This is a genomic window from Streptomyces sp. NPDC051452, assembly GCF_044454765.1.
Taxonomy (GTDB): Bacteria; Actinomycetota; Actinomycetes; order Streptomycetales; family Streptomycetaceae; genus Streptomyces.
This window is the reverse complement of the sequence record NZ_JBITEB010000014.1, coordinates 20,895-42,572: the sequence shown is the minus strand read 5'-3', so window position 1 is coordinate 42,572 and position 21,678 is coordinate 20,895. Positions and strand designations below refer to the sequence as shown.

Annotated in this window: 18 protein-coding genes and 1 pseudogene; 14 read left to right on the top strand and 5 right to left on the bottom strand. The window is 72.1% G+C overall.

All coding sequences use genetic code 11. The annotated features are described in order from the left end of the window. Positions 1–5: 5 nt before the first annotated feature. Both ACIBA9_RS27780 and ACIBA9_RS27775 read right to left on the bottom strand, forming a co-directional pair. On the bottom strand, positions 6–650 hold the full coding sequence (locus ACIBA9_RS27780) for a LuxR C-terminal-related transcriptional regulator (RefSeq protein WP_399367135.1): 645 nt from the start codon (positions 648–650) through the stop codon (positions 6–8). After that, on the bottom strand, positions 647–1,270 hold the full coding sequence (locus ACIBA9_RS27775; RefSeq protein ID WP_399367133.1) for a LuxR C-terminal-related transcriptional regulator: 624 nt from the start codon (positions 1,268–1,270) through the stop codon (positions 647–649). Before ACIBA9_RS27775 ends, ACIBA9_RS27780 begins: the two co-directional genes overlap by 4 nt. 346 nt (positions 1,271–1,616) lie before the next feature. On the opposite strand from ACIBA9_RS27775, the gene ACIBA9_RS27770 reads away from it, so the two are divergent. The 3 genes from ACIBA9_RS27770 to ACIBA9_RS27760 all read left to right on the top strand — a co-directional run bounded on the left by ACIBA9_RS27770 (position 1,617) and on the right by ACIBA9_RS27760 (position 8,083). Then, positions 1,617–4,772, top strand: a complete 3,156-nt coding sequence (locus ACIBA9_RS27770) for a type 2 lanthipeptide synthetase LanM family protein (RefSeq protein ID WP_399367131.1) — start codon at positions 1,617–1,619, stop codon at positions 4,770–4,772. A gap of 127 nt (positions 4,773–4,899) precedes the next feature. Further along, the gene (locus tag ACIBA9_RS27765; protein ID WP_399367129.1) at positions 4,900–5,106 is read left to right on the top strand and encodes a hypothetical protein; all 207 of its coding nucleotides are present in this window, start codon (positions 4,900–4,902) and stop codon (positions 5,104–5,106) included. Between the two features lie 70 nt (positions 5,107–5,176). Continuing rightward, complete coding sequence (locus tag ACIBA9_RS27760; protein ID WP_399367127.1) at positions 5,177–8,083, top strand: AAA family ATPase; 2,907 nt, start codon at positions 5,177–5,179, stop codon at positions 8,081–8,083. Between the two features lie 417 nt (positions 8,084–8,500). On the opposite strand, the pseudogene ACIBA9_RS27755 reads toward ACIBA9_RS27760, so the two are convergent. After that, positions 8,501–8,800, bottom strand: a pseudogene (locus tag ACIBA9_RS27755) (amino acid transporter); the annotation flags it as partial. Between the two features lie 841 nt (positions 8,801–9,641). On the opposite strand from ACIBA9_RS27755, the gene ACIBA9_RS27750 reads away from it, so the two are divergent. The 11 genes from ACIBA9_RS27750 to ACIBA9_RS27700 all read left to right on the top strand — a co-directional run bounded on the left by ACIBA9_RS27750 (position 9,642) and on the right by ACIBA9_RS27700 (position 19,078). After that, on the top strand, positions 9,642–10,304 hold the full coding sequence (locus ACIBA9_RS27750; RefSeq protein ID WP_399367125.1) for a hydrolase: 663 nt from the start codon (positions 9,642–9,644) through the stop codon (positions 10,302–10,304). A gap of 5 nt (positions 10,305–10,309) precedes the next feature. Further along, on the top strand, positions 10,310–10,816 hold the full coding sequence (locus ACIBA9_RS27745) for a DoxX family protein (protein ID WP_399367123.1): 507 nt from the start codon (positions 10,310–10,312) through the stop codon (positions 10,814–10,816). A gap of 99 nt (positions 10,817–10,915) precedes the next feature. After that, positions 10,916–11,494, top strand: coding sequence for a Dps family protein (locus ACIBA9_RS27740; protein WP_399367121.1), 579 nt, complete (start codon positions 10,916–10,918; stop codon positions 11,492–11,494). Positions 11,495–11,499: 5 nt separating this feature from the next. After that, positions 11,500–11,862: an FAD-dependent oxidoreductase gene (locus tag ACIBA9_RS27735; protein WP_399367119.1), complete on the top strand. Its 363-nt coding sequence runs from the start codon at positions 11,500–11,502 to the stop codon at positions 11,860–11,862. A gap of 196 nt (positions 11,863–12,058) precedes the next feature. After that, on the top strand, positions 12,059–12,373 hold the full coding sequence (locus ACIBA9_RS27730) for a GNAT family N-acetyltransferase (protein ID WP_399367117.1): 315 nt from the start codon (positions 12,059–12,061) through the stop codon (positions 12,371–12,373). A gap of 411 nt (positions 12,374–12,784) precedes the next feature. Next, entirely contained in the window at positions 12,785–13,621 is an 837-nt protein-coding gene (locus ACIBA9_RS27725; RefSeq protein ID WP_399367115.1) for an alpha/beta fold hydrolase, read from the top strand. A gap of 104 nt (positions 13,622–13,725) precedes the next feature. Further along, complete coding sequence (locus ACIBA9_RS27720) at positions 13,726–14,811, top strand: LLM class flavin-dependent oxidoreductase (protein WP_399367113.1); 1,086 nt, start codon at positions 13,726–13,728, stop codon at positions 14,809–14,811. Continuing rightward, entirely contained in the window at positions 14,808–15,422 is a 615-nt protein-coding gene (locus ACIBA9_RS27715) for an FMN reductase (RefSeq protein WP_399367111.1), read from the top strand. The genes ACIBA9_RS27720 and ACIBA9_RS27715 overlap by 4 nt, the downstream gene beginning before the upstream one ends. 67 nt (positions 15,423–15,489) lie before the next feature. Then, positions 15,490–16,443: an alpha/beta hydrolase gene (locus ACIBA9_RS27710; RefSeq protein ID WP_399367109.1), complete on the top strand. Its 954-nt coding sequence runs from the start codon at positions 15,490–15,492 to the stop codon at positions 16,441–16,443. Next, positions 16,440–18,329, top strand: coding sequence for an amidohydrolase (locus tag ACIBA9_RS27705; RefSeq protein ID WP_399367107.1), 1,890 nt, complete (start codon positions 16,440–16,442; stop codon positions 18,327–18,329). The genes ACIBA9_RS27710 and ACIBA9_RS27705 overlap by 4 nt, the downstream gene beginning before the upstream one ends. 17 nt (positions 18,330–18,346) lie before the next feature. Then, positions 18,347–19,078 (top strand): GPR1/FUN34/YaaH family transporter, encoded by a 732-nt coding sequence (locus ACIBA9_RS27700; protein WP_399367105.1) that lies wholly within the window; start codon positions 18,347–18,349, stop codon positions 19,076–19,078. A gap of 295 nt (positions 19,079–19,373) precedes the next feature. Here the strand turns inward: ACIBA9_RS27700 and ACIBA9_RS27695 are convergent, their stop codons facing one another. Both ACIBA9_RS27695 and ACIBA9_RS27690 read right to left on the bottom strand, forming a co-directional pair. Then, positions 19,374–20,345, bottom strand: coding sequence for an alpha/beta hydrolase (locus ACIBA9_RS27695; protein WP_399367103.1), 972 nt, complete (start codon positions 20,343–20,345; stop codon positions 19,374–19,376). A 64-nt stretch (positions 20,346–20,409) separates the two neighbouring features. Beyond that, a complete protein-coding gene (locus ACIBA9_RS27690; protein WP_399367101.1) occupies positions 20,410–21,405 on the bottom strand; it encodes a helix-turn-helix domain-containing protein in 996 nt (331 codons plus the stop codon). Positions 21,406–21,678: the final 273 nt, after the last annotated feature.

Genomic DNA, 21,678 nt, shown 5'->3' with positions numbered 1-21,678 from the left:
TCGGCTCAGATCAGCCCGGTGCGGACGCCGTACGCCACCGCGTGTGCCCGGTTGCGGACCTGCAGGCGGGTCATCAGGTCGTACATGACGTTCTTCACGGTGTGCTGGGAGCAGGACAGTTCACGGGCGATGGCCGCGTTGCCGTGCCCCTCGGCGACCAGCGCGAGTACCGTCTTCTGCCGGGCCGTCAGCGGCGAGTCGGGCACGGGGCGCCGGCGCTCCGCCTCGTCGCCGGCCGTCGCGTCGAGGAGACGGGCCAGTACGCCGTACGACATCCGGCCGTCGCCGTACCGGGCGGCGTGGACGGCGGTGAGCAGGCGCTCCGGCGTGGCCTCGGCGGACTGCAGCATCGCCGTCACCCCGGCCCGCACGGCCAGCCGCACTCCCGCGGCGGTGAAGGTGTCGGAGATCAGCAGGAGAGGGCCGCCGCCGGGTTCCGGTCGGCCCTCGAGCGCCGCTCCCGGCGTCCGGCCCGCGGCAACCCGGACGACCCCGTCGCAGTCTCCTGCCGCCACCAGCTCGACGCCGGCCCGGCGCAGACCGGCGGCGACCGTGTCGCGGGCCGCCCCGCCCGCCGGGCACAGATGCACGCGCGGCACGCCGTCGTCCCGCCCGGCAACCGGCGCCGCTTCGAGGACGAGGCCGGTCACAGCAGGCCCGTCCGCAGCGCGTAGGCCACCGCGTGGGCGCGGTTGCGCAGCCGGAACCGCTGGGTGATGTCGCGGACCACGGTGGTCACCGTCCGCGTCGAGTAGCAGAGTTCCTTGGCGATCTCATCGGTCTCCCGGCCGTCGGCCACCATCCGCAGGACCGCGCGTTCCCGCTCGTCCAGGCCCCAGTCCGGGCCGCGGCCCCGTACGCCGGGATACGGGTCGGTCTCGGTGCTCTGGTCGAGCAGGCCGTCGATCAGGTCGGGGGGCACGGTGCAGTCGCCGCCGGCCACGGTTCGCACGGTCCGCGCCAGCCGGTCGGCGTCCACCTCGTGCCGGCGCAGGAGACCGCGGGCCCCGGCGTTGATGGCGTCCGCGGCCTCGGCCGCGGACATGTGGGAGGCGATCACGATGACGGCGGGCCGGTGCGGGCCGTCGCCGGTCGCGGCCACCAGATCGAGTTCCTCGCGATCCACTCGGTCGAAGATCACCACGGCCACGTCGGCCTTGTCCTCCGGCTGGACCAGCGCGATGTCCCGGTTGCCGGACAGGGCGCTGACGGCACCGGCTTCGAGCAGCGGGTCCAGGGCCACGACGCACAACGACAGGGGATTGCCCATGTGTACTCCTCGGTCAGCGCAGGACGAACCTCTCGGCGAGGAGTCTCGACAACCCGTGCGCCGCGCCGCATGGGGCGCGATTACCCGCATTCCCGTGCCTCGCCGCGCCGGCCCCGGCCCGTACACCGACGGCCGGACCGCACACGGCCGCGCGCTGCCGGACGGAGCCCGGCCGCCTGGCCCGCTCGCCCCGGCCGCGGCGCCGTCGTCGCCCACTGCTCCCGCCGACCCGCCCGGCAGCGAGAATGGGGGGCCCGGCGGTGGCGTCAACTGGGTAGTCCGCCGCGGAATGTGGGGGTACTGCCCCCCTGTACGGGCGGTCGACACCGCTGGAAGGGTGACGGACGTGACCCGAACCGACACCGCCCGTCCTGCCACGGAGGCGACACCCTCCTGGTGGGCACCGGCCGCGACACTGCGCGAGCGCCTGTCGGCCCCGTACCCGCCGGCGCCGACACCGGCCACCCCGGACGCCCGGCTGCGCACCCGCTCGGCGGTCGAGTCGGCCTGCGAATCCGTCCGCTCGGCCCGACTGGGCGCCGACACCCAGCTGGTGGCGGCACTCGCGGCCGAACCTCCGGACCGCCTGGCCGGCCGACTCGCCAAGCCGCAGTGGGCGGTGTTCGTGGAAGGGGCGCTCGCCGCAGCCCCCGAGAAGCCCGCGGAGGTCCGTGGGGCCGCGGTGACCGCGCCCGTCGACCCGGCGGACGGAGCGGTGGTCTTCGGACCGGTACTGCGCCCGCTGGTGACGGCGGCCGTCGCCGAGCTGGCCGAACAGGCGGGAGCGGACGGTGCCGACCCCGGAGAGACGGCGGTGTTCGCCGGGGACTACGCGGACTGGCTGGTACGGCGACTCACCAGAACGGCCGCCCGGACCCTGGTCGTCGAGCTGGCCGCCGCGCGGACCGCGGGCGACCTGTCCGGCTCCACCTCGGCCGCCCGCTTCGCCGACTTCGCCGCCCGGGCCGGCACCCGCGCGGGTCTTGCCCGGCTGTTCGCCGGATACCCGGTGCTCGCCCGTCTGCTGGCCCTGACCTGCCGGCACACCGCCCGGTCCGGCGCCGAACTGCTGGCGCGGCTCGCCGCCGACCGGCAGGAGCTCGCCGACCAGCTGTTCGGCGGGCGGGACCCGGGCCCGCTGGTCGGCGTCGAGCTGGGACTCGGGGACCTGCACCAGCAGGGCAGGTCGGTGGCGGTGCTCCGGTTCGCCGCCGGCAGCGCGGTCTACAAGCCGCGGCCGGTCGACCAGCACGCCCTGCTGGACAGGATGGCCGGCTGGCTGGACGCCAAAGTCCCGGGCCTGGGGCTGCGCACCCCGCGCTGGGTGGCCGGCGACGGCTACGGGTGGCTGGAGTACATCGACCACCGGACGTGCCGTTCGTTGGCCGAGATCGACCGGTTCCACCGTCGGCAGGGTGTGCTGATCGCGCTGGCCTACACCCTCGAAGGGGTGGACCTGCACTACGAGAACGTCCTCGCGCACGGCGACCAGCCCGTGCTGGTCGACGTCGAGACACTGCTGCACCCCGTCCTGCGGGAGGGCGGGACCACCCGGCCGGATCCGGCCGCCGGGGCACACGCCTCCTCGGTGCACCGCACCTGCCTGCTGCCGCAGCTCCTGATGGGAGAGCTGGGCGCGGTCGACGTCTCCGCGCTGGGCGCCGCACCGGGCGGGGAGTCCCCTGACACCCGGATGGTCTGGGAGGACGCCGGCACGGACGAGATGCGGATGGTGCGCCGCCCGGCGCCGTTCACCGGCGCGCTGAACCGTCCCTACAGCGCCGCGGCCGGCCCCGGCAGCGCCGACCGGGTGGCCGCGGTCCTGGCGGGATTCCGCACCGGGTACGACGCCGTCGTCCGGCACCGCGACGAACTGTCCACGCCTGCCGGGCCGCTGGGCGCCGGCGGGGACGCGGTCGGTCGGCTCGTGCTCCGGCCGACGATGCTGTACGCCACCCTGCTGGAGGAGGCGACGCATCCGCAGGTGCTGCGCGACGGGCTCGACCGGGATGCCATGTTCGCGGTGCTGTGGGCCGATTCGGACGGCGACCCGGCCCGCCAGGCCCTGATCGAGTACGAGATCGCCGACCTGTGGGACGGCGACGTCCCCGTCTTCTTCCACCGGCCCGGCTCACCGGAGGTCTTCGCCTCGGACGGGAGCCCGGTGAGCGGTGTCCTGGAAACCTCCGGCCTCGCCTCCTCACGGGCGAAGCTCGCCGCCATGAGCACCGTCGACCGCCGTGCGCAGGAATGGATCATCTCGGCCACCCTGGCGTCCGCGGAGCCGTGCGCCGCCGGACGCCACCACCGGGTGAGTCGCCGGGCCAGTCCCGCTCCCGCCGTCCTGCCGGAACCCTCCGCGCTGCTGGCCGCCGCCTCCGGGATCGCCGACGAGATCGCCGGCCGGGCCGTCGGCGGACACGGCCGGGCCAACTGGGTCGGCCTGGAGGCGGTCGGCGACCGCTGGACGGTGCTGCCCATGGGCGCCGGGCTGGCCCAGGGATACAGCGGGGTGGCCCTGTTCCTGGCCCAGCTCGGCGCGCTCACCGGCTCCGCCCGGCACACCGAGCTGGCCCGGGCGGCGCTCGCCCCGGTGCCCGAACTCGTCGCCGCGATGGCCGCCGACCCGGCCCTGAGCCGGGCCGTGGGCCCGGGCGGCTTCGAAGGCCTCGGCGGAGTCTGCTACGCGCTCGCCCGGGTGGCCACCCTGGTTGACGACGACCTCGCAGGGTGCCTGCCGACGGCGCTGGACGCCTTGGCACTGGCGGCGCTCGGCGACGACACCCCACCGGGCGTGTCGGCCGGCCTGGCCGGAGCGCTCGCCGCCCTGCTCGCGGTGTACCGCGAGCGCGGGCTGCCCCAGGCCGCCGACCTCGCCGACCGGATCGCCGAACGGTTGCTGGGGCTTGCGCCGGCCGGCCGGCCCGGTGACGGTGCACCAGAGGGCTTCGGCTTCGCCTTCGGCGAGGCCGGGATCGGCTGGGCGCTGGCCCGGCACGCCCGGTTCGCCGGCGGTCCACTGGGCGCGCGGACCGAGGCGGCCGGACGCACCCGGCTGACCACCGCACTCGCGGCGGCGGACCGGCTCGACGCGGGCTGGTGCTGCGGCACCGCCGGCGTCGTACTGGCGGCGGCCGACGCCGGGCTCTGCCCGCAGTCGGCGAACGGTCCGGCTCGCGACGCGAGCCGCAGGCTCACCGAGCACCCGCCGGTGGCCGACCTCAGCCTGTGCCACGGCGAGCTGGGCATCGCGGAAGCGGTGGCCGCCCTCGCCGGGTGTGGCCACGCCGAGGCGCGAAGCAGCCTGACCGGCCGGATCGGCCTGGTCCTCGGACTGCTCCACGCCTGGGGGCCCAGCTGCGGGACACCCGGGCGCGTACCGACGCCCGGACTGCTCACCGGGCTGTCCGGCATCGGCTACGCCCTGCTCCGGCTGGGCTTCGCCGACACCGTGCCCTCGGTCCTATCGCTCGACCCCGCCCAGGGCGGCGGACGCGGCTGAGTGCCCTCGTACCGCCGTCCGAACCGGTGCCCGCGCCCCGAGCACCACGAGAACCTTCTCGAGAATTCGAGCCGTTCATCAACAGTGCGATCCCACGTCGAATCGATGTCCACCGAAAGGAAGAACCATGTCCAGCTTCCCGCAGAACGGTACCGTCCACGGCGAGGCCACGGGCGCGTCCGCGACGGTCACCGACCCGGCCGGCGAGATCCGGCTGGGCCGCTGGAACGGAGCGTGCGCCCGGACCCGGGCGCTGGCCGGAATGACCCTCGGCAGCGGCGTGGTGGTCGGCCTCGGCTCCGCCACCATCACCACCGTGTCGGTGCCCGCCTGACCTGACGTCACGCCCGGCCGGTTCGAGCAGGTGTGTGACCTTCGTGAGCGAGTGGCTACCATCCGGAGGTATGCGTCTGCGGGCAGCTCATCTCATTGGTCGTGAGGCCGAAGTCACCGAGCTCGGCGAATCGTTGCGGGATCTGAACCGGTCACGCGGAGGCACGGCGTTTCTGGTCGGAGAGGGGGGAATCGGCAAGTCGCGGCTGGTCGCCGAGCTGATCGGATCCGCGCTGGACGCCGGCGTCCGGGTCCTGAAGGGCCGGAGCAGCACCATCGGGCCGATGGTGCCGCTCCGGCCGCTCACCGAGGCCCTGATGCCGCTCTCCCGCGGCGGGGTGACACCGGACGAGGCGAGCCTCGGACCGTACCGCCCGGTGCTCGGCCGGCTCATCCCAGGCTGGAGCACCGGCTCCCCCGACCAGGGATCGACCGTGGTGCTCGCCGAAGCGGTCCTGCGGGTGCTCGCCCACGTCGGCCGTGAGAGCGGCTGCCTGCTGGTGCTGGAGGACCTGCACGACGCCGACACCGAGACCCTCGCCGTCGTCGAGTACCTGGTGGACAACCTCGAACAGCAGCCGCTCATGCTGGCGGCGAGCATCAGGTCCGATCCCGGCGAGGCGCTGAGCCTCGCCGAGTCCGCCGGGCGCCGTCGCAGTGCGACGGTTTTCCGGCTGGCACCGTTGGACGCCGACGGGGTCGGCCGGATGATCGCCTCCTGCCTGGAAACCGACCCGGGCCAGCTGCCCGCCGAGGTGCTCGTCCAGATGTGGCAGGACAGCGCGGGCATTCCCTTCCTGGTCGAGGAACTTCTCCAGGGCGCGGTCGCCGGCGGCTCGCTCGTCCGCGAGGGCGCCGCCTGGCGGGTGGTCGGCGACCTCCGGCGCAACATGCCCAGGGCGCTGCTGGAGGGCGCCATTCACCGCATCGACCAACTCGGCCCACAGGGGCGGACCGTGCTCAGCGCCGCGGCCGTCCTCGGCCGGCGGTTCCCCCTGTCGGTGCTCCAGTCGATGACCGGCGTCGACGACCGGAGCCTGCTCAGCCACCTGCACGCGAGCGTGGCGGCCCGGCTGGTCGCGGCCGACGAACCCGCCCCCGACTGGTACGCCTTCCAGCATCCGCTGACCGCCGAAGCGCTGCTCGCGCAGCTCACCCCGGCCGCCCGAGTGGCCCTGTCCGAGCAGGCCGCGGACGCGATCGAGACCCTCAACCCCGGTCTGCCGGGCGACTGGTGCCCGCTGGCGGCGACCCTGCGCGCCGACGCAGGTGACCCCGTCCGGGGCGGCCGGCTGTTCGCCGAGGCCGGGCGCCGTGCCCTCGCCGACGGCGCCGTGGGATCCGCGGTCGCGTTGCTCGACCGCGCCGAGCAACTGCTGGCGGAAGGCGGGGACTCCGCCGCCCGCGCCGAGGCGCTGGAAGCGCTGCTGCCCGCGCTCGCGGAGACCGGGGAACTGACCCGCGCGCTCAGCCTCACCGGAACCCTGCGTGAACTCGTCGGAGCCGGCCTGGGCGCGGCCCGGCTGGCGGCCCTGCACACCCGCCTCGCGCACGTGGCGTACATGGCGGGCCGGTGGGCCGACGGCAACAACCAGATCGAACGGGCTCGCGCGCTGCTGGCGACGGCGCCGGACGAGGCGCACACCGCGCTGACCGACGTGGTGGAGGCGTACCTGTGCCTCGACACGCCGGGGCAGGACCGCACCCAGCGGGCCGAGCGGCTGGCCCGCGCCGCGCTCGGCACCGCCGAGCGGGAGGGCTCGCCCCTGGTCGCCTGCCAGGCATGGGAACTCCTCGCCGTGGTCGCCCGCGAACGTGACCTCTCCGAGGCCAGTACCTATCTGGAACAGGCCATGAGCACCGCCGAACGGCACAGCCTGCCACTCCAGCGGATGTACGCGCTCACCCGGCTCGGCGGCATCCGGTGGCTGGACGACGGCAGTACCGCCACCCTCGAGGAGGCCCGCAGTGAGGCCCGGCGGCTGGGCGCGGTCACCGTCGTCTACGGCATCGACGGCATCCTCACCCTGCACGATGTACTGCGCGGCCGGTTCACCGAGGCCCGGGCGCTCGGCGACGAGACGCTGACCATGGCAGCCCGCCTGAAGCTGACGTCGGTGGCCCGATACCTGCTGATGGCCCGCTCGGTGCTGGCGGCTCACCAAGGCGACCGTACCGCCATGGAGGAGGCCCTGGCCGACTTCGGACGCTGGGGAGGGCGCGGCTCGCTGGAGGAGCCGCTGGCCCTCGGTCTGGCCCAGGTCTTCTGTGCCCTCTTGGAGGAGAACCGGGACCAGGCGGCCCGTACCATGGCCGACCTCAAGGCGCTGGAGGCCGAGAACCCGACCACTTTCCACCTGAGCGGACGGCACGGCCTCGCTCTGCTGCTCGACCTCCTGGACGGCCGGGCCGACCGCGGTCACCTCGACTGGCTGGCCGCCAGCGCCGCCGGCCGGATGCGTTGGAACCGGTACTTCCTCCTGCTTGCCGAGGCCGTCCTGCTCGGCCGCGAGGGCCGGCCCGAGGCGGCCGGACAAGCGGCCCTCCTCGCCGAGACCACGGGCGCGCCCTACCCCACCGCCCGCCATCTCGGGCAGCGGCTGATCGCGGAGGAGGCCCACGCGCTGACCTGGGGCGAACCGGAGAGATGGCTGCGGGAAGCCGAGCACCACTTCCGCGAGACCTCCGCCACCGCGGTGGTCGGCGCCTGCCGGACCCTGCTGCGCGCGATCGGCGCACCGGTGCGCCAGCACCGCACCGGCAGCGACCGGATTCCACCGGAACTGCGCATGAAGGGCATGACGGTCCGCGAGTACGAGATCTTCCGGCTGCTCGCCGACCGGCCCAGCAACAAGGACATCGCCGCCCGGCTCTACATATCGCCGCGCACCGTCGAGAAGCACGTCGCCAGCCTGATCGCCAAGACCGGGCTGCCCAACCGCTCACAACTCTGCGCCCTGGCGGCGGCGCAGTCCTGACGTCAGGCCGCGGCCCGGCCCGCGCCATGCTGCAACTGACCGGGGCCCTTGGCGACCAACAGTCATAACCTTCGCCCTGCAAAGTAGAACGCTCCGGGAGGCGTGTGAGGCGAGGTCGGTCGGTCGAAGTCCCGTATTTCCAGGGCGACATGGCGGGGACGCCCGGACCGGTGATGTCATGCGAACGGTGCGGCGCGCACCTGCGAACATCTGTCCAGGGATGGGTATCGTCCGCCGCGACGTACGTGGCCTGCGGGACAGCAGACCGTGCGGAGGAGGATGACCATGGCCGATCACCGGCACGGGACCGCGTCCGGCGGCGGATCAGCATCGTTGTCGCCGGAGGCGCGTGGATCGGGCGCGCACGACGCCGTGCGTCTCGCACTGGTGATCGGTGCCCTCGGCGTGGTCTTCGGCGACCGCGAAGGCGATCGTCCACTTCCGCTGCCCGGCCTTGCGGGCGGCGATGGTCAACGCGATCGCGGCCGAGCTGATCAGCACCAACACGCCGGTGGCGTAGGCGCCGCCCTGTGCGTCCACGTAGGCGTCGAAGATCCAGGTCACCAGGAAGGCGACCAGCGTGAAGACGACGACCATCGGGCGGACGGCCCGGGCCCAGTGCGGGGCCATGCCGTAGCGCGGCAGATGGCGCGGCATCAGGTTCCGTAGACCGGCCATCGCGGAGGCACCCGCGAACCACAGGATGGCGATGGTCGAGAAAACGCCGCTTCGTAAGGCTCCAGGGCGGAGGTTGGTCCGGGAATGGTCCGGATCTTGGTGCCCGCCGACCCGGGTGGCGGGGATCGGGCAGAGGCGGGAAGTCGCGGGAGCGATCGGGGACAGGGAAGGCGCTCCTGCGGGTGGCCCGTCCCCTCTGATGCGGCCGGTGGTCGTCACAGAGCCATCCGGCGTGATGGAAAAGCGCAGGCACCCCGCATGGCCGGACCCCAGCCCCGCACTTGCCCCGGTAGGCGATCGGCGCCGGCGCCGACAACGGCGTTGGCGCCAGTGAGCGGTGGTGCGGTGCTGCTCATGCCGGTCATCGTCCAACCAATCGCCGCCCCGCCGGCGGCAAGGTCAAGCAGCGCCTGCTCGTCGGATGGCGCACCTCCCAACGGGTGCGGATGTCTGGGACGCGAAGCGTGGCCGGGCAGCGGATCCTCGTGAGCCTCGTGACCGCCGCCGTCCCGGACTCGGTCACGCGCTGGTTCATGCACCAGGTCGATGCAGAGATTCGGCCTCCGCAGGTACTTGAGGACGCGCAGATCACGGTCGCGGAGGAAGCCTGTCTCGCCGTCTGGAGGACGCTCGGACGGCGTCCTGACGCCACCACCACGGACGGCCCGCGGACGCCCCAGCCTGCGGATCCTCAAGGAGCCAGGGGTACGAACTTGACCAGCGGACAGGGACGTACGGACTCCGCGAACGGTTGTGCGCTGTGGTGTCAGCCCCCGTGCGCAGGGGGGCAACCCGGCCGGTTCGGTCGCTCGTAGCTTCCAGGAGTGCCGGGTCGCGACACGCGACGGGCGCGCTACCGACAGCTCCGAAAGGACCCCTCATGTTCGACATCGCCAAGGTGCAGGCCGCTCCGAGCGAGGACCTGCTCACGCCCGACAACGCGGTCATGCTCTTCGTGGACCACCAGCCGCAGATGTTCTTCGGCACCGGCAGCGGTGACCGGGCCGCGATCATCAACAGCACCGTCGGTCTCGCCAAGGCGGCGCGGGCCTTCGACGTGCCGGCCGTCCTGACCACGGTCGCCGCCGAGTCCTTCTCCGGACCCCTGCTGCCCCAGCTCGCCGAGGTCTTCCCCAAGAACGAGATCATCGACCGCACCACCATGAACGCCTGGGAGGACGAGGCACTCGTGGCGGCGGTCAGGGCGACCGGACGCAAGAAGATCATCCTGTCGGGCCTGTGGACCGAGGTCTGCCTGGTACTGCCCGCCCTCTCCGCCCTCGGGCAGGGATACGAGGTGTACGTCGTCGCCGATGCCTCCGGCGGCGTCACCCCGGCCGCCCACGAGCACGCCCTGCAGCGAATGATCGCCGCCGGCGCCGTCCCGGTGACCTGGGTGCAGGTTCTCCTGGAGCTGCAGCGCGACTGGGCGCGCCAGGAGTCGTACGGCGCGGTCATGGAGATCGTCAAGGCCCACGCCGGCGCCTACGGCCTGGGCGTCGTGTACGCGCAGGCCGTCATCGGCGCTCACGCGGCCGGCTGACCTCCGTGGACATCGGCATTCTGATCCTGCGTCTGCTGGTGGGACTGCTCGTCGCCGGCCACGGTGTGCAGAAGGTCAGCTCACACCTGGGCGGCAGCGGACTCGCGGGCGGGACCGAGGAGTTCCGCGCCGACGGATTCCGCGGTGGTGTCCTCACCGCCCTGGCGGCGGGCGGAGGCCAGATCGGATCCGGTCTGCTGCTCGCCGCCGGCCTGCTCACCCCGCTCGCCGCGATCGGGACCATCGGGGTCATGACGGTCGCGCTCACCGTGAAGTGGCACAACGGCCTGTGGGTGCAGCACGACGGGTACGAGTACCCGCTCGTCCTCATCGGTAGCGCCGCCGCCCTCGCCGCCATCGGTCCCGGCCTCTGGTCCCTCGACGCGGTCCTCGGCCTCACGCCGTACCCCGCCTGGTGGGCCGCCCTCGTCCTCGTGTCCGGTCTCGGTTCCGGCCTGCTCGCCCGGCTCGTCCTGCACCGTCCCGCCGCCCCGGCGACCGCCGAGAGCTGAGCGCCCGGCGCGAGCCACTCAGACCGGGCGCGGTCGCCCGCGTACCCCCGACCGGGCGGCCGGGCCCCTCCCAACATCCCTCCGGAACAGGAACACTTGATGGACACCCTCACCACCTCGCGCGGAGGCGGTCAGCCGCTGCTGCATCAGAAGGGCGCCGAGACACAGGCGTTCGGCACGCTCAAGCAGCTGCCGATCGGTCTCGGCCATGACACCCGCATGTACGGCTGCCAGCGGCTCAACCGCGTCCTCGCCGATACTCAGATCCTCTACTCCCTCTACAAGAAGCACCATTGGCTCATGCGCGGGGCGACCTTCTACTCGCTGCACCTGATGCTGGACAAGCACGCGGAGGCCCAGCTGGCCATCGTCGACGCGCTGGCCGAGCGGGTCCAGAGCCTCGGCGGCGTCGCCGTCGGGGACCCGCGCCACGTCGCGGAACTGACGGCGATACCCCGCCCGCCGGACGGTGTGGAGCCGGTGCCCGTGATGCTGTCGAGGCTGCTCGACGCGCACGAGCGGGTCCTGATCGACGCCCGTGACGCCGCCGCCCGACTCTCCGGGGAGGGTGATGAGGGCAGCGCCGACCTGCTCGTCTCCGAAGTCATCCGCACCGGCGAGGCTCAGGTCTGGTTCCTCGCCGAACACCTCGTGGACACCCCTCTGGTACGCGGCTGACGGACATGTACGACGTCGTCGTGATCGGCGGCGGGCCGGGCGGCGAGGTCGTCGCCGACCGGGTCGTCCGGTCCGGGCTGACCGCGGTCGTCGTCGAGGCGGAGGCCGTCGGCGGCGAGTGCTCCTACCGTGCGTGCGTGCCGAGCAAGGCCCTGCTGCGACCCGGCGCCGCCCGGGAGGCGGGCCGTGCCGTCGACGGGACCCGGCAGACGTCACGGCGCCACTCGACCCGGCTCACGTCCTGGCGCGCCGTGACCGCTTCACCGGGCGCGGCGACGACACAGGCCAGGCCAACTGGCTCGACGGCGCGGGCATCGGGCTCGTACGGGGGCGCGGACGGCTCGCCGGAGAACGCCGGGTGGCCGTGACGGGGGCCGACGGTACGGTACGTACGCTGCGGGCCCGGCGAGCGGTCGTGGTCTGCACCGGCACGGAACCCGCCCTGCCGCCGGTCGAAGGGCTCGACCGGATCGGTGTGTGGACGAGCCGGCGCGACCCGTTGACCGAGGCGCCGAACCCGCGATCGGCGTCGCCACCACACACCACAACCGCACAGGAGCTTCCATGGAACCGCAGGTGACGGACCGGCCCGAGAGGTCCCGGTACGAGATCCTCGCGGGCGAAGGCGGCACGGAGACCGCCGGATTCGCCGAGTACCACCTCTCGGAGGGGGAGATCGCCTTCATCCACACCGAGATCGAAAGCCGGTTCGCGGGTCGGGGCCTGGGCGGCCTGCTCGCCCGCGGCGCCCTGGACGACGTTCGGGTCCGCGGGCTGCACGTCCTGCCGTACTGCCCGTTCATCCGGGGATGGATCGGCAAGCACCCCGAGTACACCGGTCTGGTGCCTGAGGCACACCGCGCCCGCTTCGGACTCTGACCTTGACCCCGCCGTGGCGCTCCGCTTCGACCTGAAGCGGAGCGCCACGGCCTTTGGCGTGCCGATACGACCGAGGTCGAGGCCGAGAAGCTGCCGCATGCCTTCTCGGACCGGGGGCGCAGCCGGGTTGTGCACCCTGGCGAACGGCTGCACGACCGCATCCGCAGGAAGATGCCGCGCCTGCCCGGAAGCCCCACCTGCTTGCCCGCCCGTACCCGACGGCCAAGCAGCGGGCCGCTCTCGTCTCACGGCAGAACCACAGCCAGGAACCGGCACGACGCGAACACTGCACTCACGGGCAAGACCAGGTGCGTGACACGGCAAGAGAGGAAGATTTCGCGGCCGTAGCGTGACGGACATCCGCACCGCACAGAGGCGCGGACCAGCCAATACCGCACCGAGGAGACGTTCATGCCGTACATCACCGTGGGCCAGGAGAACACCAGCCCGATCGAGCTGTACTACGAGGACCAGGGCGCCGGCCGGCCAGTTGTCCTCATCCACGGCTTCCCACTCGACGGCCATTCCTGGGAGCGACAGACCGCCGCGCTGCTCGCCGCCGGATACCGAGTCGTCACGTACGACCGCCGCGGCTTCGGGCAGTCCTCCCAGCCGACCACCGGCTACGACTACGACACCTTCGCAGCCGACCTGAACACCGTGCTGGAGACCCTCGACCTGAACGACGCCACCCTCGTCGGCTTCTCGATGGGCACGGGCGAGGTCGCCCGTTACGTCTCCACGTACGGCTCGGGCCGCGTCGCCAAGGTCGCCTTCCTGGCCTCCCTCGAGCCCTGCCTGCTCAAGAGCGACGACAACCCGGACGGCGTCGCCCCGAAGGAGTTCTTCGACGGAGTCGTCGCCGCCGTAAAGGCCGACCGCTACGCCTACTACACGGCCTTCTTCAACGACTTCTACAACCTCGACGAGAACCTGGGCACCCGCATCAGCGAAGAGGCCCTTCGCAACAGCTGGGACACCGCGGCCCGGGGCGGCTCCTTCGCCGCGTCCGCCGCACCGGCGACCTGGTACACCGACTTCCGCGCCGACATCCCCGCCGTCGACGTTCCGGCCCTGATCCTGCACGGCACCGCCGACCGCATCCTGCCGGCCGAGGGCACCGCGCGCCCCTTCCACAAGGCACTTCCGTCGGCCGACTACGTCGAGATCGAGGGCGCCCCGCACGGTCTGCTGTGGACCCACGCCGAGGAGGTCAACACCGCCCTCCTCGCCTTCCTGGCGAAGTGACGCCACACCGTTGACGCGCCGGGGTGGCGCACGTATTCCGGCGTCACCCCGGCCCTCCGGTTCCCCGGCGAGGGAACCGGACGAGCTCAGAGAGCGAACACCCCATGCAGTTCGGCATCTTCACCGTCGGGGACGTGACCCCCGACCCCACCAACGGCCGTACTCCGACCGAACGCGAGCGCATCAAGGCGATGGTCGCCATCGCGGTCAAGGCCGAGGAGGTCGGCCTGGACGTCTTCGCCACCGGTGAGCACCACAACCCGCCGTTCGTACCGTCGTCGCCGACCACCATGCTCGGCTACATCGCCGCCCGCACCGAGAAACTGATCCTGTCCACCGCCACCACGCTGATCACCACCAACGACCCGGTGAAGATCGCCGAGGACTACGCGATGCTCCAGCACCTGGCCGACGGCCGGGTCGACCTCATGCTGGGCCGCGGCAACACCGGTCCGGTCTACCCGTGGTTCGGCCAGGACATCCGCCAGGGCATCGATCTCGCCAGGGAGAACTACTCCCTGCTGCGCAGGCTGTGGCGCGAGGACGTCGTGGACTGGGAAGGCACCTTCCGCACGCCGCTCCAGGCCTTCACCTCGACACCGCGGCCGTTGGACGGCGTCCCGCCGTTCGTCTGGCACGGATCCATCAGGTCCCCCGAGATCGCGGAGCAAGCGGCCTTCTACGGCGACGGCTTCTTCCACAACCACATATTCTGGCCGGCCGACCACACCAGGCGCATGGTGCAGCTCTACCGCCGCCGGTTCGCCCATCACGGTCACGGCCGTCCGCAGGACGCCGTCGTCGGCCTCGGCGGACAGGTCTTCATGCGGAAGAACTCCCAGGAAGCCGTACGGGAGTTCCGCCCCTACTTCGACAACGCGCCCGTCTACGGCCACGGCCCCTCCCTTGAGGACTTCACCGAGCAGACCCCGCTCACGGTGGGCTCTCCCCAGCAGGTCATCGAGCGGACCCTGTCCTTCCGGGAGACCGTCGGCGACTACCAGCGCCAGCTCTTCCTGATGGACCACGCGGGACTGCCCCTGAAAACCGTCCTGGAACAGCTCGACATCCTGGGCGAGGAGGTCGTGCCCGTGCTGCGGAGGGAATTCGCCAAGGGGCGTCCGGCCGAGGTGCCGCAGGCACCCACGCACGCGTCCCTCCGAGCCGCCCGGGAGGTGCGCGCCGCATGAAGCTGACCGTCGTCTCCGCGGGGCTCAGCACCCCCTCCTCCACCCGTCTGCTCGCGGACCGGCTGACCGAGTCCGCTCGCGACGAACTCGCCGACGGGGGCCACGAGACGTCCACCGAGATCGTGGAGCTGCGGGAACTGGCCCGCGACATCGCCAACCACCTCGTGACCGGATTCCCGCCGCCGCGACTGAGCTCCGCGATCGACGCGACGACGACGGCCGACGGCCTGATCGTCGTGACTCCCGTCTTCGCGGCCTCCTACAGCGGCCTCTTCAAGTCCTTCTTCGACGTGATCGATCCGGACGCCCTCACCGGGAAACCGGTCCTGACGGCGGCGACGGGCGGCACCGCCCGCCACTCCCTGGTCCTGGAGCACGCCGTGCGCCCGCTCTTCGCCCATCTCCGTGCCGTCGTCGTCCCCACCGCGGTGTTCGCGGCCTCCGCGGACTGGGGCTCTGGTGGGGACGAGTACACCGACGGCCTGCCCGGCCGGGTTCGCCGGGCGGCCGCCGAGCTCGCCGCGCTCATGGAGGCGCGCTCGCCTGGAACCGAGCCCGAGGACGACGTCGCCGCCCTCGAACGGCAGCTCGCCGACCTGCGCTTCGACTGAGACGCCGCCGACATCCCCCGGTGCGCGGCGCAGCGCCGCGCACACCCCACCTCAAGGAGAAATCCTCATGACCGAACAGCCCGTACTCGAGCCCGCCGCTCAGGCGTTCGCCGACGCCACCGAGCAGCCGCCGTACCTCTACCAGATGCCCGTGTCCGAGGGCCGCAAGGCGGTGGACGACGTGCAGAGCGGTGAGGGCGTTCCGCTGCCCGCCGTCGACGAGGAGTGGGTGACCGTGCACGGTGGCCCGACCGGCGACGTCCGGGCCCGCATCATTCGCCCGCACGGCAGCACCGGCATCCTCCCCGTCGTCCTCTACCTGCACGGCGCCGGGTGGGTCTTCGGTAACGCCCACACCCACGACCGACTCGTCCGTGAACTCGCCGTCGGCACGGGGGCGGCCGTGGTCTTCCCCGAGTACGACCTGTCGCCCGAGGCCCGCTATCCCGTCGCCATCGAGCAGAACTACGCCATCGCCCAGTGGATCGCCCGGGATGGACTGCACAAGGACCTCGACGGCAGCCGGATCGCCGTCGCCGGCGACTCCGTCGGCGGCAACATGACCGCCGCCCTCACGCTCATGGCCAAGCAGCGCGGCGACGTGACGTTCGTCCAGCAGGTCCTCTTCTACCCGGTGACCGACGCGCACTTCGACACCACGTCGTATGAGCAGTTCGCGACCGGCTACTTCCTGCGCCGCGAGGCCATGGAGTGGTTCTGGAACCAGTACACGACCGTCGAGTCCGAGCGCGCACAGATCACCGCCTCCCCGCTGCGCGCCACCCCCGACCAGCTGGCGGACCTCCCGCCCGCGCTGGTGATCACCGCCGAGGCCGACGTCCTGCGTGACGAGGGGGAGGCGTACGCGGCGAAGCTCCGTGCCGCCGGCGTCCCCGTCACCGCCCTGCGCGTCCAGGGCGTCATCCACGACTTCGTGATGCTGAACGTCCTGCGTGAGACCCGGGGCGCCGAACTCGCCATCGGCGTCGCCACCGACACCCTCCGCAAGGCCCTCGCATGACCGGGCCCTCGGCCAGCATGCCGGTGGCGGGCCTCGTGCCCGCCCCGCGGCGGGAACCCGCGCACGCCGACCTCCTGGTGCGCAACGCCAAGGTGTTCACCGGCGACCCCCACCGTCCCCACGCCCGCGCCGTCGCCATCCGCGACGGCAGGGTGGCGGCCCTCGGTGACGACCACGAACTCGGGCCTCTCATCGGCCCTGGAACCAGGGTCGTCGACGCCCTCGGCCGCCGCGTGGTCCCGGGCCTGAACGACTCGCACCTGCACGTCATCCGGGGCGGGCTGAACTACGTGCTGGAGCTGCGCTGGGACGGTGTGCGCAGTCTCCGGCAGGCCCTGGCCATGCTGCGCGAGCAGGCCGGCCGCACCCCGAAGGGGCAGTGGATCCGGGTCGTCGGCGGCTGGACCGCCGAGCAGTTCGCCGAGCGCCGGATGCCCACCGTCGCCGAGCTGAACGCGGCCGCGCCCGACACGCCGGTCTTCGTCCTGCATCTCTACCAGTCGGCGCTGATGAACCGGGCGGCCGTGCACGCCGCCGGATTCACCCGTGACACCCCCGACCCGCGCGGCGGGCAGATCGTCCGCGGCCGCAACGGCGAGCCGAACGGCGTCCTGCTCGCGGCGCCCAGCGCACTCGTCCTGTACTCGACCCTGGCCAAGGCGCCCACTCTGGACGCCGCCGACAAGCGCACCTCGACCCGGCACTTCCTGCGCGAGCTGAACCGCTTCGGACTGACCTCGGCGGTCGACGCCGCCGGCGGTTTCCAGAACTTCCCCGATGACTACGCCACCGTCGCCGACATGGCGGCGGCCGGGGAACTCTCGCTGCGGATCGCCTACCACCTCTTCCCGCAGACGGCCGGGCAGGAACTCGCCGACTTGAGGCGCTGGACCGAGACGGTCAAGCCCGGCGACGGCGACGCGTGGCTCCGGCTCAACGGCGCGGGCGAGAACCTGACCTGGGCGGCCGCCGACTTCGAGAACTTCTCGGAACCACGGCCCGAACTCGCGGCGGGCTACGAGACGGAGTTCGAGCAGGCCGTCCGCACCCTGGTCGAGAACGGCTGGGGCTTCCGGCTGCACGCCACCTACGACGAGACCATCCGCCGCGACCTGACCGTGTTCGAGAAGCTCGCGGCCGAAGGCCTCTTCCCCGGCGGCGGACGCTGGCTGTTCGACCACGCCGAGACCGCCTCGGCCGGCAGCCTGGACCGGATCGCGGCCCTCGGCGGCGCGGTGTCCGTCCAGAACCGCATGTCCTTCCAGGGCCTCGCGTTCCGTGACCGGTACGGATCAGAAGCCGCCGCCCACACCCCGCCGGTCCGGGCCATGCTCGACCGCGGCCTCACCGTCGCCGCGGGTACGGACGCGACGCGGGTGTCCTCCTACAACCCGTGGGTGGCGTTGCACTGGCTCATCACCGGCCGGACCGTCGGCGGCACTCCGCTCCGCGGACCCGCGAACGCGCTCGGCAGGGACACCGCGCTCGGCCTCTACACCCGCGGCGGGGCACGGCTCACCGGGGAAGAAGACGTCAAGGGCATGCTGCGGGAGGGGTACTACGGGGACCTCGCGGTCCTCTCGGACGACTACTTCACCGTGCCCGACCACATGATCCCCGACATCGAGGCCGTCCTGACCGTCGTCGACGGCCGGATCGTGTACGCCTCCGCCGAGTACGAGGGCCTCGACGAGGCGCTGCCCCCGATCGCACCGGAGTGGTCGCCGGTGGCCCGCTTCGGCGGCTACCAGGCGGGCGGCGCACGGCAGGCCGTGCTGGTGGCGGAGGCCGCCGCCGAGTCCGCGGAGCACCGACGGTGGCGTGCGGCGCAAGGGGCGGCCCCCGGCACGCCGCCGTCGCTCGTCGACCCCTGCTTCACCCACTGAACTCCGGAGGAACCCGTATGAACACCGAGCCCGACCTCGACCCCAGCCCCGGTCCCGAATCCGCCCCGGCGGTCGGCGGTCGCCGCTTCGAGCCCGACCTGCGGTCCATGACCCGGATCACTCTGCGGCCCATCGCCTCACCCATGTCGCTGGGTTTCTTCACGATCGCCATCGCGTCCGTGATGACGGGCTGTCTCCAGCTCGGCGTCTTCGACGATACGGCCCGCGGCGCGGTCGCCTTCACCGTGCTGCCGGCCTTCGTCCTCCAACTCCTGGTGAGCTACCTGGCCTTCGGAGCGCGCGACGTGATCGCGGCGACCCTGATGGCGGTGTTCGCCGGCAGCTGGCTGCCGTACGCGCTCGTCATGCTCACCGAGGCTCCCGACGGCCTCGAGGTGCTCGGCGTGTTCAACCTGGCGCTGCTCTGCTTCGGGACACTGATGATCGCCGTGACCCGGCCCAAGCGGGCGCTGTGGTTGGTCCTCGTGGTCTCCGCTCCCCGCTGGGCGGCCACGGGCCTCGCGGGGATCACGGGCGCCGAATGGCTGACGCGCACGTCGGGCGCCCTCGGCCTCGTGGTGGCACTGGTGGCGATGTATGCGGCGTTCGCCCTGATGCTGGAGGACATGCGCAGCGAGGAGGTCCTGCCCATCGGCCGCAGCGGACCCGCCCACTTGGCGCTGGAGGGCGACCTGTCCGTCCAACTGCGCAATCTGGAACGCCAGGCGGGTGTTCGCCGGACGCTCTGACCGGGCCGGTCGGCGCCCTCCTCAGTGCTCCGCTCCGGCGGCGGGTCCCGTGGTGATGTGGCGCTGTGCCACGACGACGAGCCCCGCCGCCGGGAGCACCACCAAAGGTGGGATCGGCCCATGGCGGTCAGCGGTCCCAGGACCGCGAAGGGGCCGACGGCGGGACGTCCGTGCGGCGGCCCACACCTACCGGGCGGGCCAGTCCGGACGATGAAGGGCAAGGAGCCGCTCCAGAGCGGACTCGCTTGGCAGCAGGCGACTCCGTACGGGCGCGCCCCGTGCCGCTCGCAGCGCGTCAGGCCGGGTGGAGCGCACCGTGGAGGGTGTCGATGGCCAGACCGATGGCGGTCTGGGCCCCTTGGGTGGAGCGTAGAGGATGGAGCGTCACGAAGTCGTGGATGACGCCCTGGACGCGAACGGCGGTCACGGCTACGCCCGCGCTGCGGAGGTTGGCGGCGTATGCCTCACCCTCGTCGCGCAGAACGTCGGCCTCGGCCGTGATGATCAGGGCCGGTGGCAGGCCGATGAGCTGGTCGGTGGTGGCCCGCAGCGGGGAGGCGGTGATCTGCGCGCGGTCCACCTCGCTGGGGGCGTACTGGTTCCAGAACCACTGCATGCCGTCGCGGCGCAGGAAGTAGCCGGTGGCGAACTGGTGGTACGAGTCGGTGTCGAAGTTCGCGTCGGTGACCGGGCAGAACAGGACCTGCTGGAGCAGAACCACGTCGCCGCGCTCCTTGGCCATCAGAGTCAGCGCCGCACTCATGTTGCCCCCCACGCAGTCGCCGGTCACGGCCAGTCGCGTGCCGTCCAGGTCCTTGTCGGCCCCCTGGGTGGTGATCCACTGGGCGACGGCGTAGTTCTGCTCGATGGCCACCGGGTAGCGGGCCTCGGGCGACAGGGCGTACTCGGGGAAGACCACCGCGGCGCGGGCGCCCACTGCCAGTTCGCGGACGAGACGGTCATGGGTGCGGGCGTTGCCGAAGACCCAGCCGCCGCCGTGGAGGTAGAGGATCACCGGCAGCGGGCCGGTGGATCCCGTCGGCCGCACGATCCTCGTCCGGACCATGCCGGTGGGGCCACCCGCGACGGTGATCCACTCCTCGTCGATCGCCGGCAGTTCGACCTCACCCGACTGTACCTCGTCCACGGCCTTGCGACCCTCGACCGGATCCAAGTCGAACAGGTACGGCGGGTTCGCCGTCGCCGCGGCGAACGCCAGAGCCTCGGGTTCGAGCAAGGGCTCGACACGAGTCGTCGCATCAGACATCTGCAGCTCCTTGCGGGGGTGGGAATACCTTCCTGATCACCACGCTAGGGGCGGCCGCGTTACGTCACTTTTCCGTCGGCGCACCGTCGATGTCACCACAGTGTGCTCCGGATCGACCCTGGAGTTGCCATTCGCGGGGCGTCATACCGTAGGCCGCGCGAAAGACCCGGCTGAAATGACTGGGGCTCACAAAACCCCAGCGCTGGGCGATTGCCGCCACCCCCGCCTGCGCGGCCCTGGGCCGGAGGAGTTCCCGGCGGCACCGTTCAAGTCGCTGCATTCGGATCCACCCGCCCACGGTCAGGTCCTCGAGCTGGAACAGCTTGTGCAGGTAGCGGACCGACATGAAATGCGCTTCCGCGATCCTTGACGGTGACAGGTCGGGATCACCGAGGTTGCGCAGGACGTGTTCCTTCACGCGCTCAAGAGAGGCAGCGGCGACATGCACGCCCTCGGAGGCAGCTCGTCCGCGGCGTTCGTCGATGAGCATCACCATCAGATCGAGTGCGGTGGCGGCGACCCGGCGGCCGACGCCCTCGTCGAACCCCTCGGCTTCACGCGCCACACGCGCAAGATAGGTCGCCACCAGCGCGGCGCTCCCCTCCTCGCCGTTGAAGGTGGTGGCGGTCAACGCCTGCAGATCCTCGTCCCGCACGTGAAGTTCTTCGCGAGGGAAGTGGAACGAGGTGAATGTGAATTCTTCTTCGAGTTTGATCCGGAACAGTCGGGACGAGTCACTGATGGAGAATTCACCCGGCCCTATGACGGTTTCCCGCCCGTCCTGCTCCTTCGTCGCGGTGCCCTGCTGCTGCAGGCTGACGATCAGGGACGCGCGGTCGTCGCGCGAAATGTGGCGCTTGGTGCGCTTCACTACCTGTGGTCCCGCCTGAACGCGGGAGATGTGCAGGGTGCCGAGCCGGCTGCTGACGATCGTTCCGGGCGACGGCTTGCGCTCCAGCAGATTCACGTCCATCGGCATGAAGGTGCCGGAGACCACCTCGTGCCAGCGCTCCGCCCGGTCGGCAGCTGTCAGCGGCTCGGTGGAGACAACAGTGGGCACGGACTTCCTCCTGGAACGGGCGCTCGGTTGAAGATCCGTACGAGAGTCGCTTGCCTACGCTGCCGGAGTGAATCCCGCTGGTCGGGGGCCGGACTGCAGATCGGATCTGGCTGTGCCCCAGCCTGCCGGGAGACCGGCGCAGGCGCATCAGTCAGTCGACTGGTCCGTACGTCACGCCCGGCGGCGCTCACGCGGCGCCGAGGCGAGCAGCCTGCGTGGAGAGGCGCCGCCCCGTCTCCATGGCAGCCGTGTTGGGGGTCATCGCGCAATCCG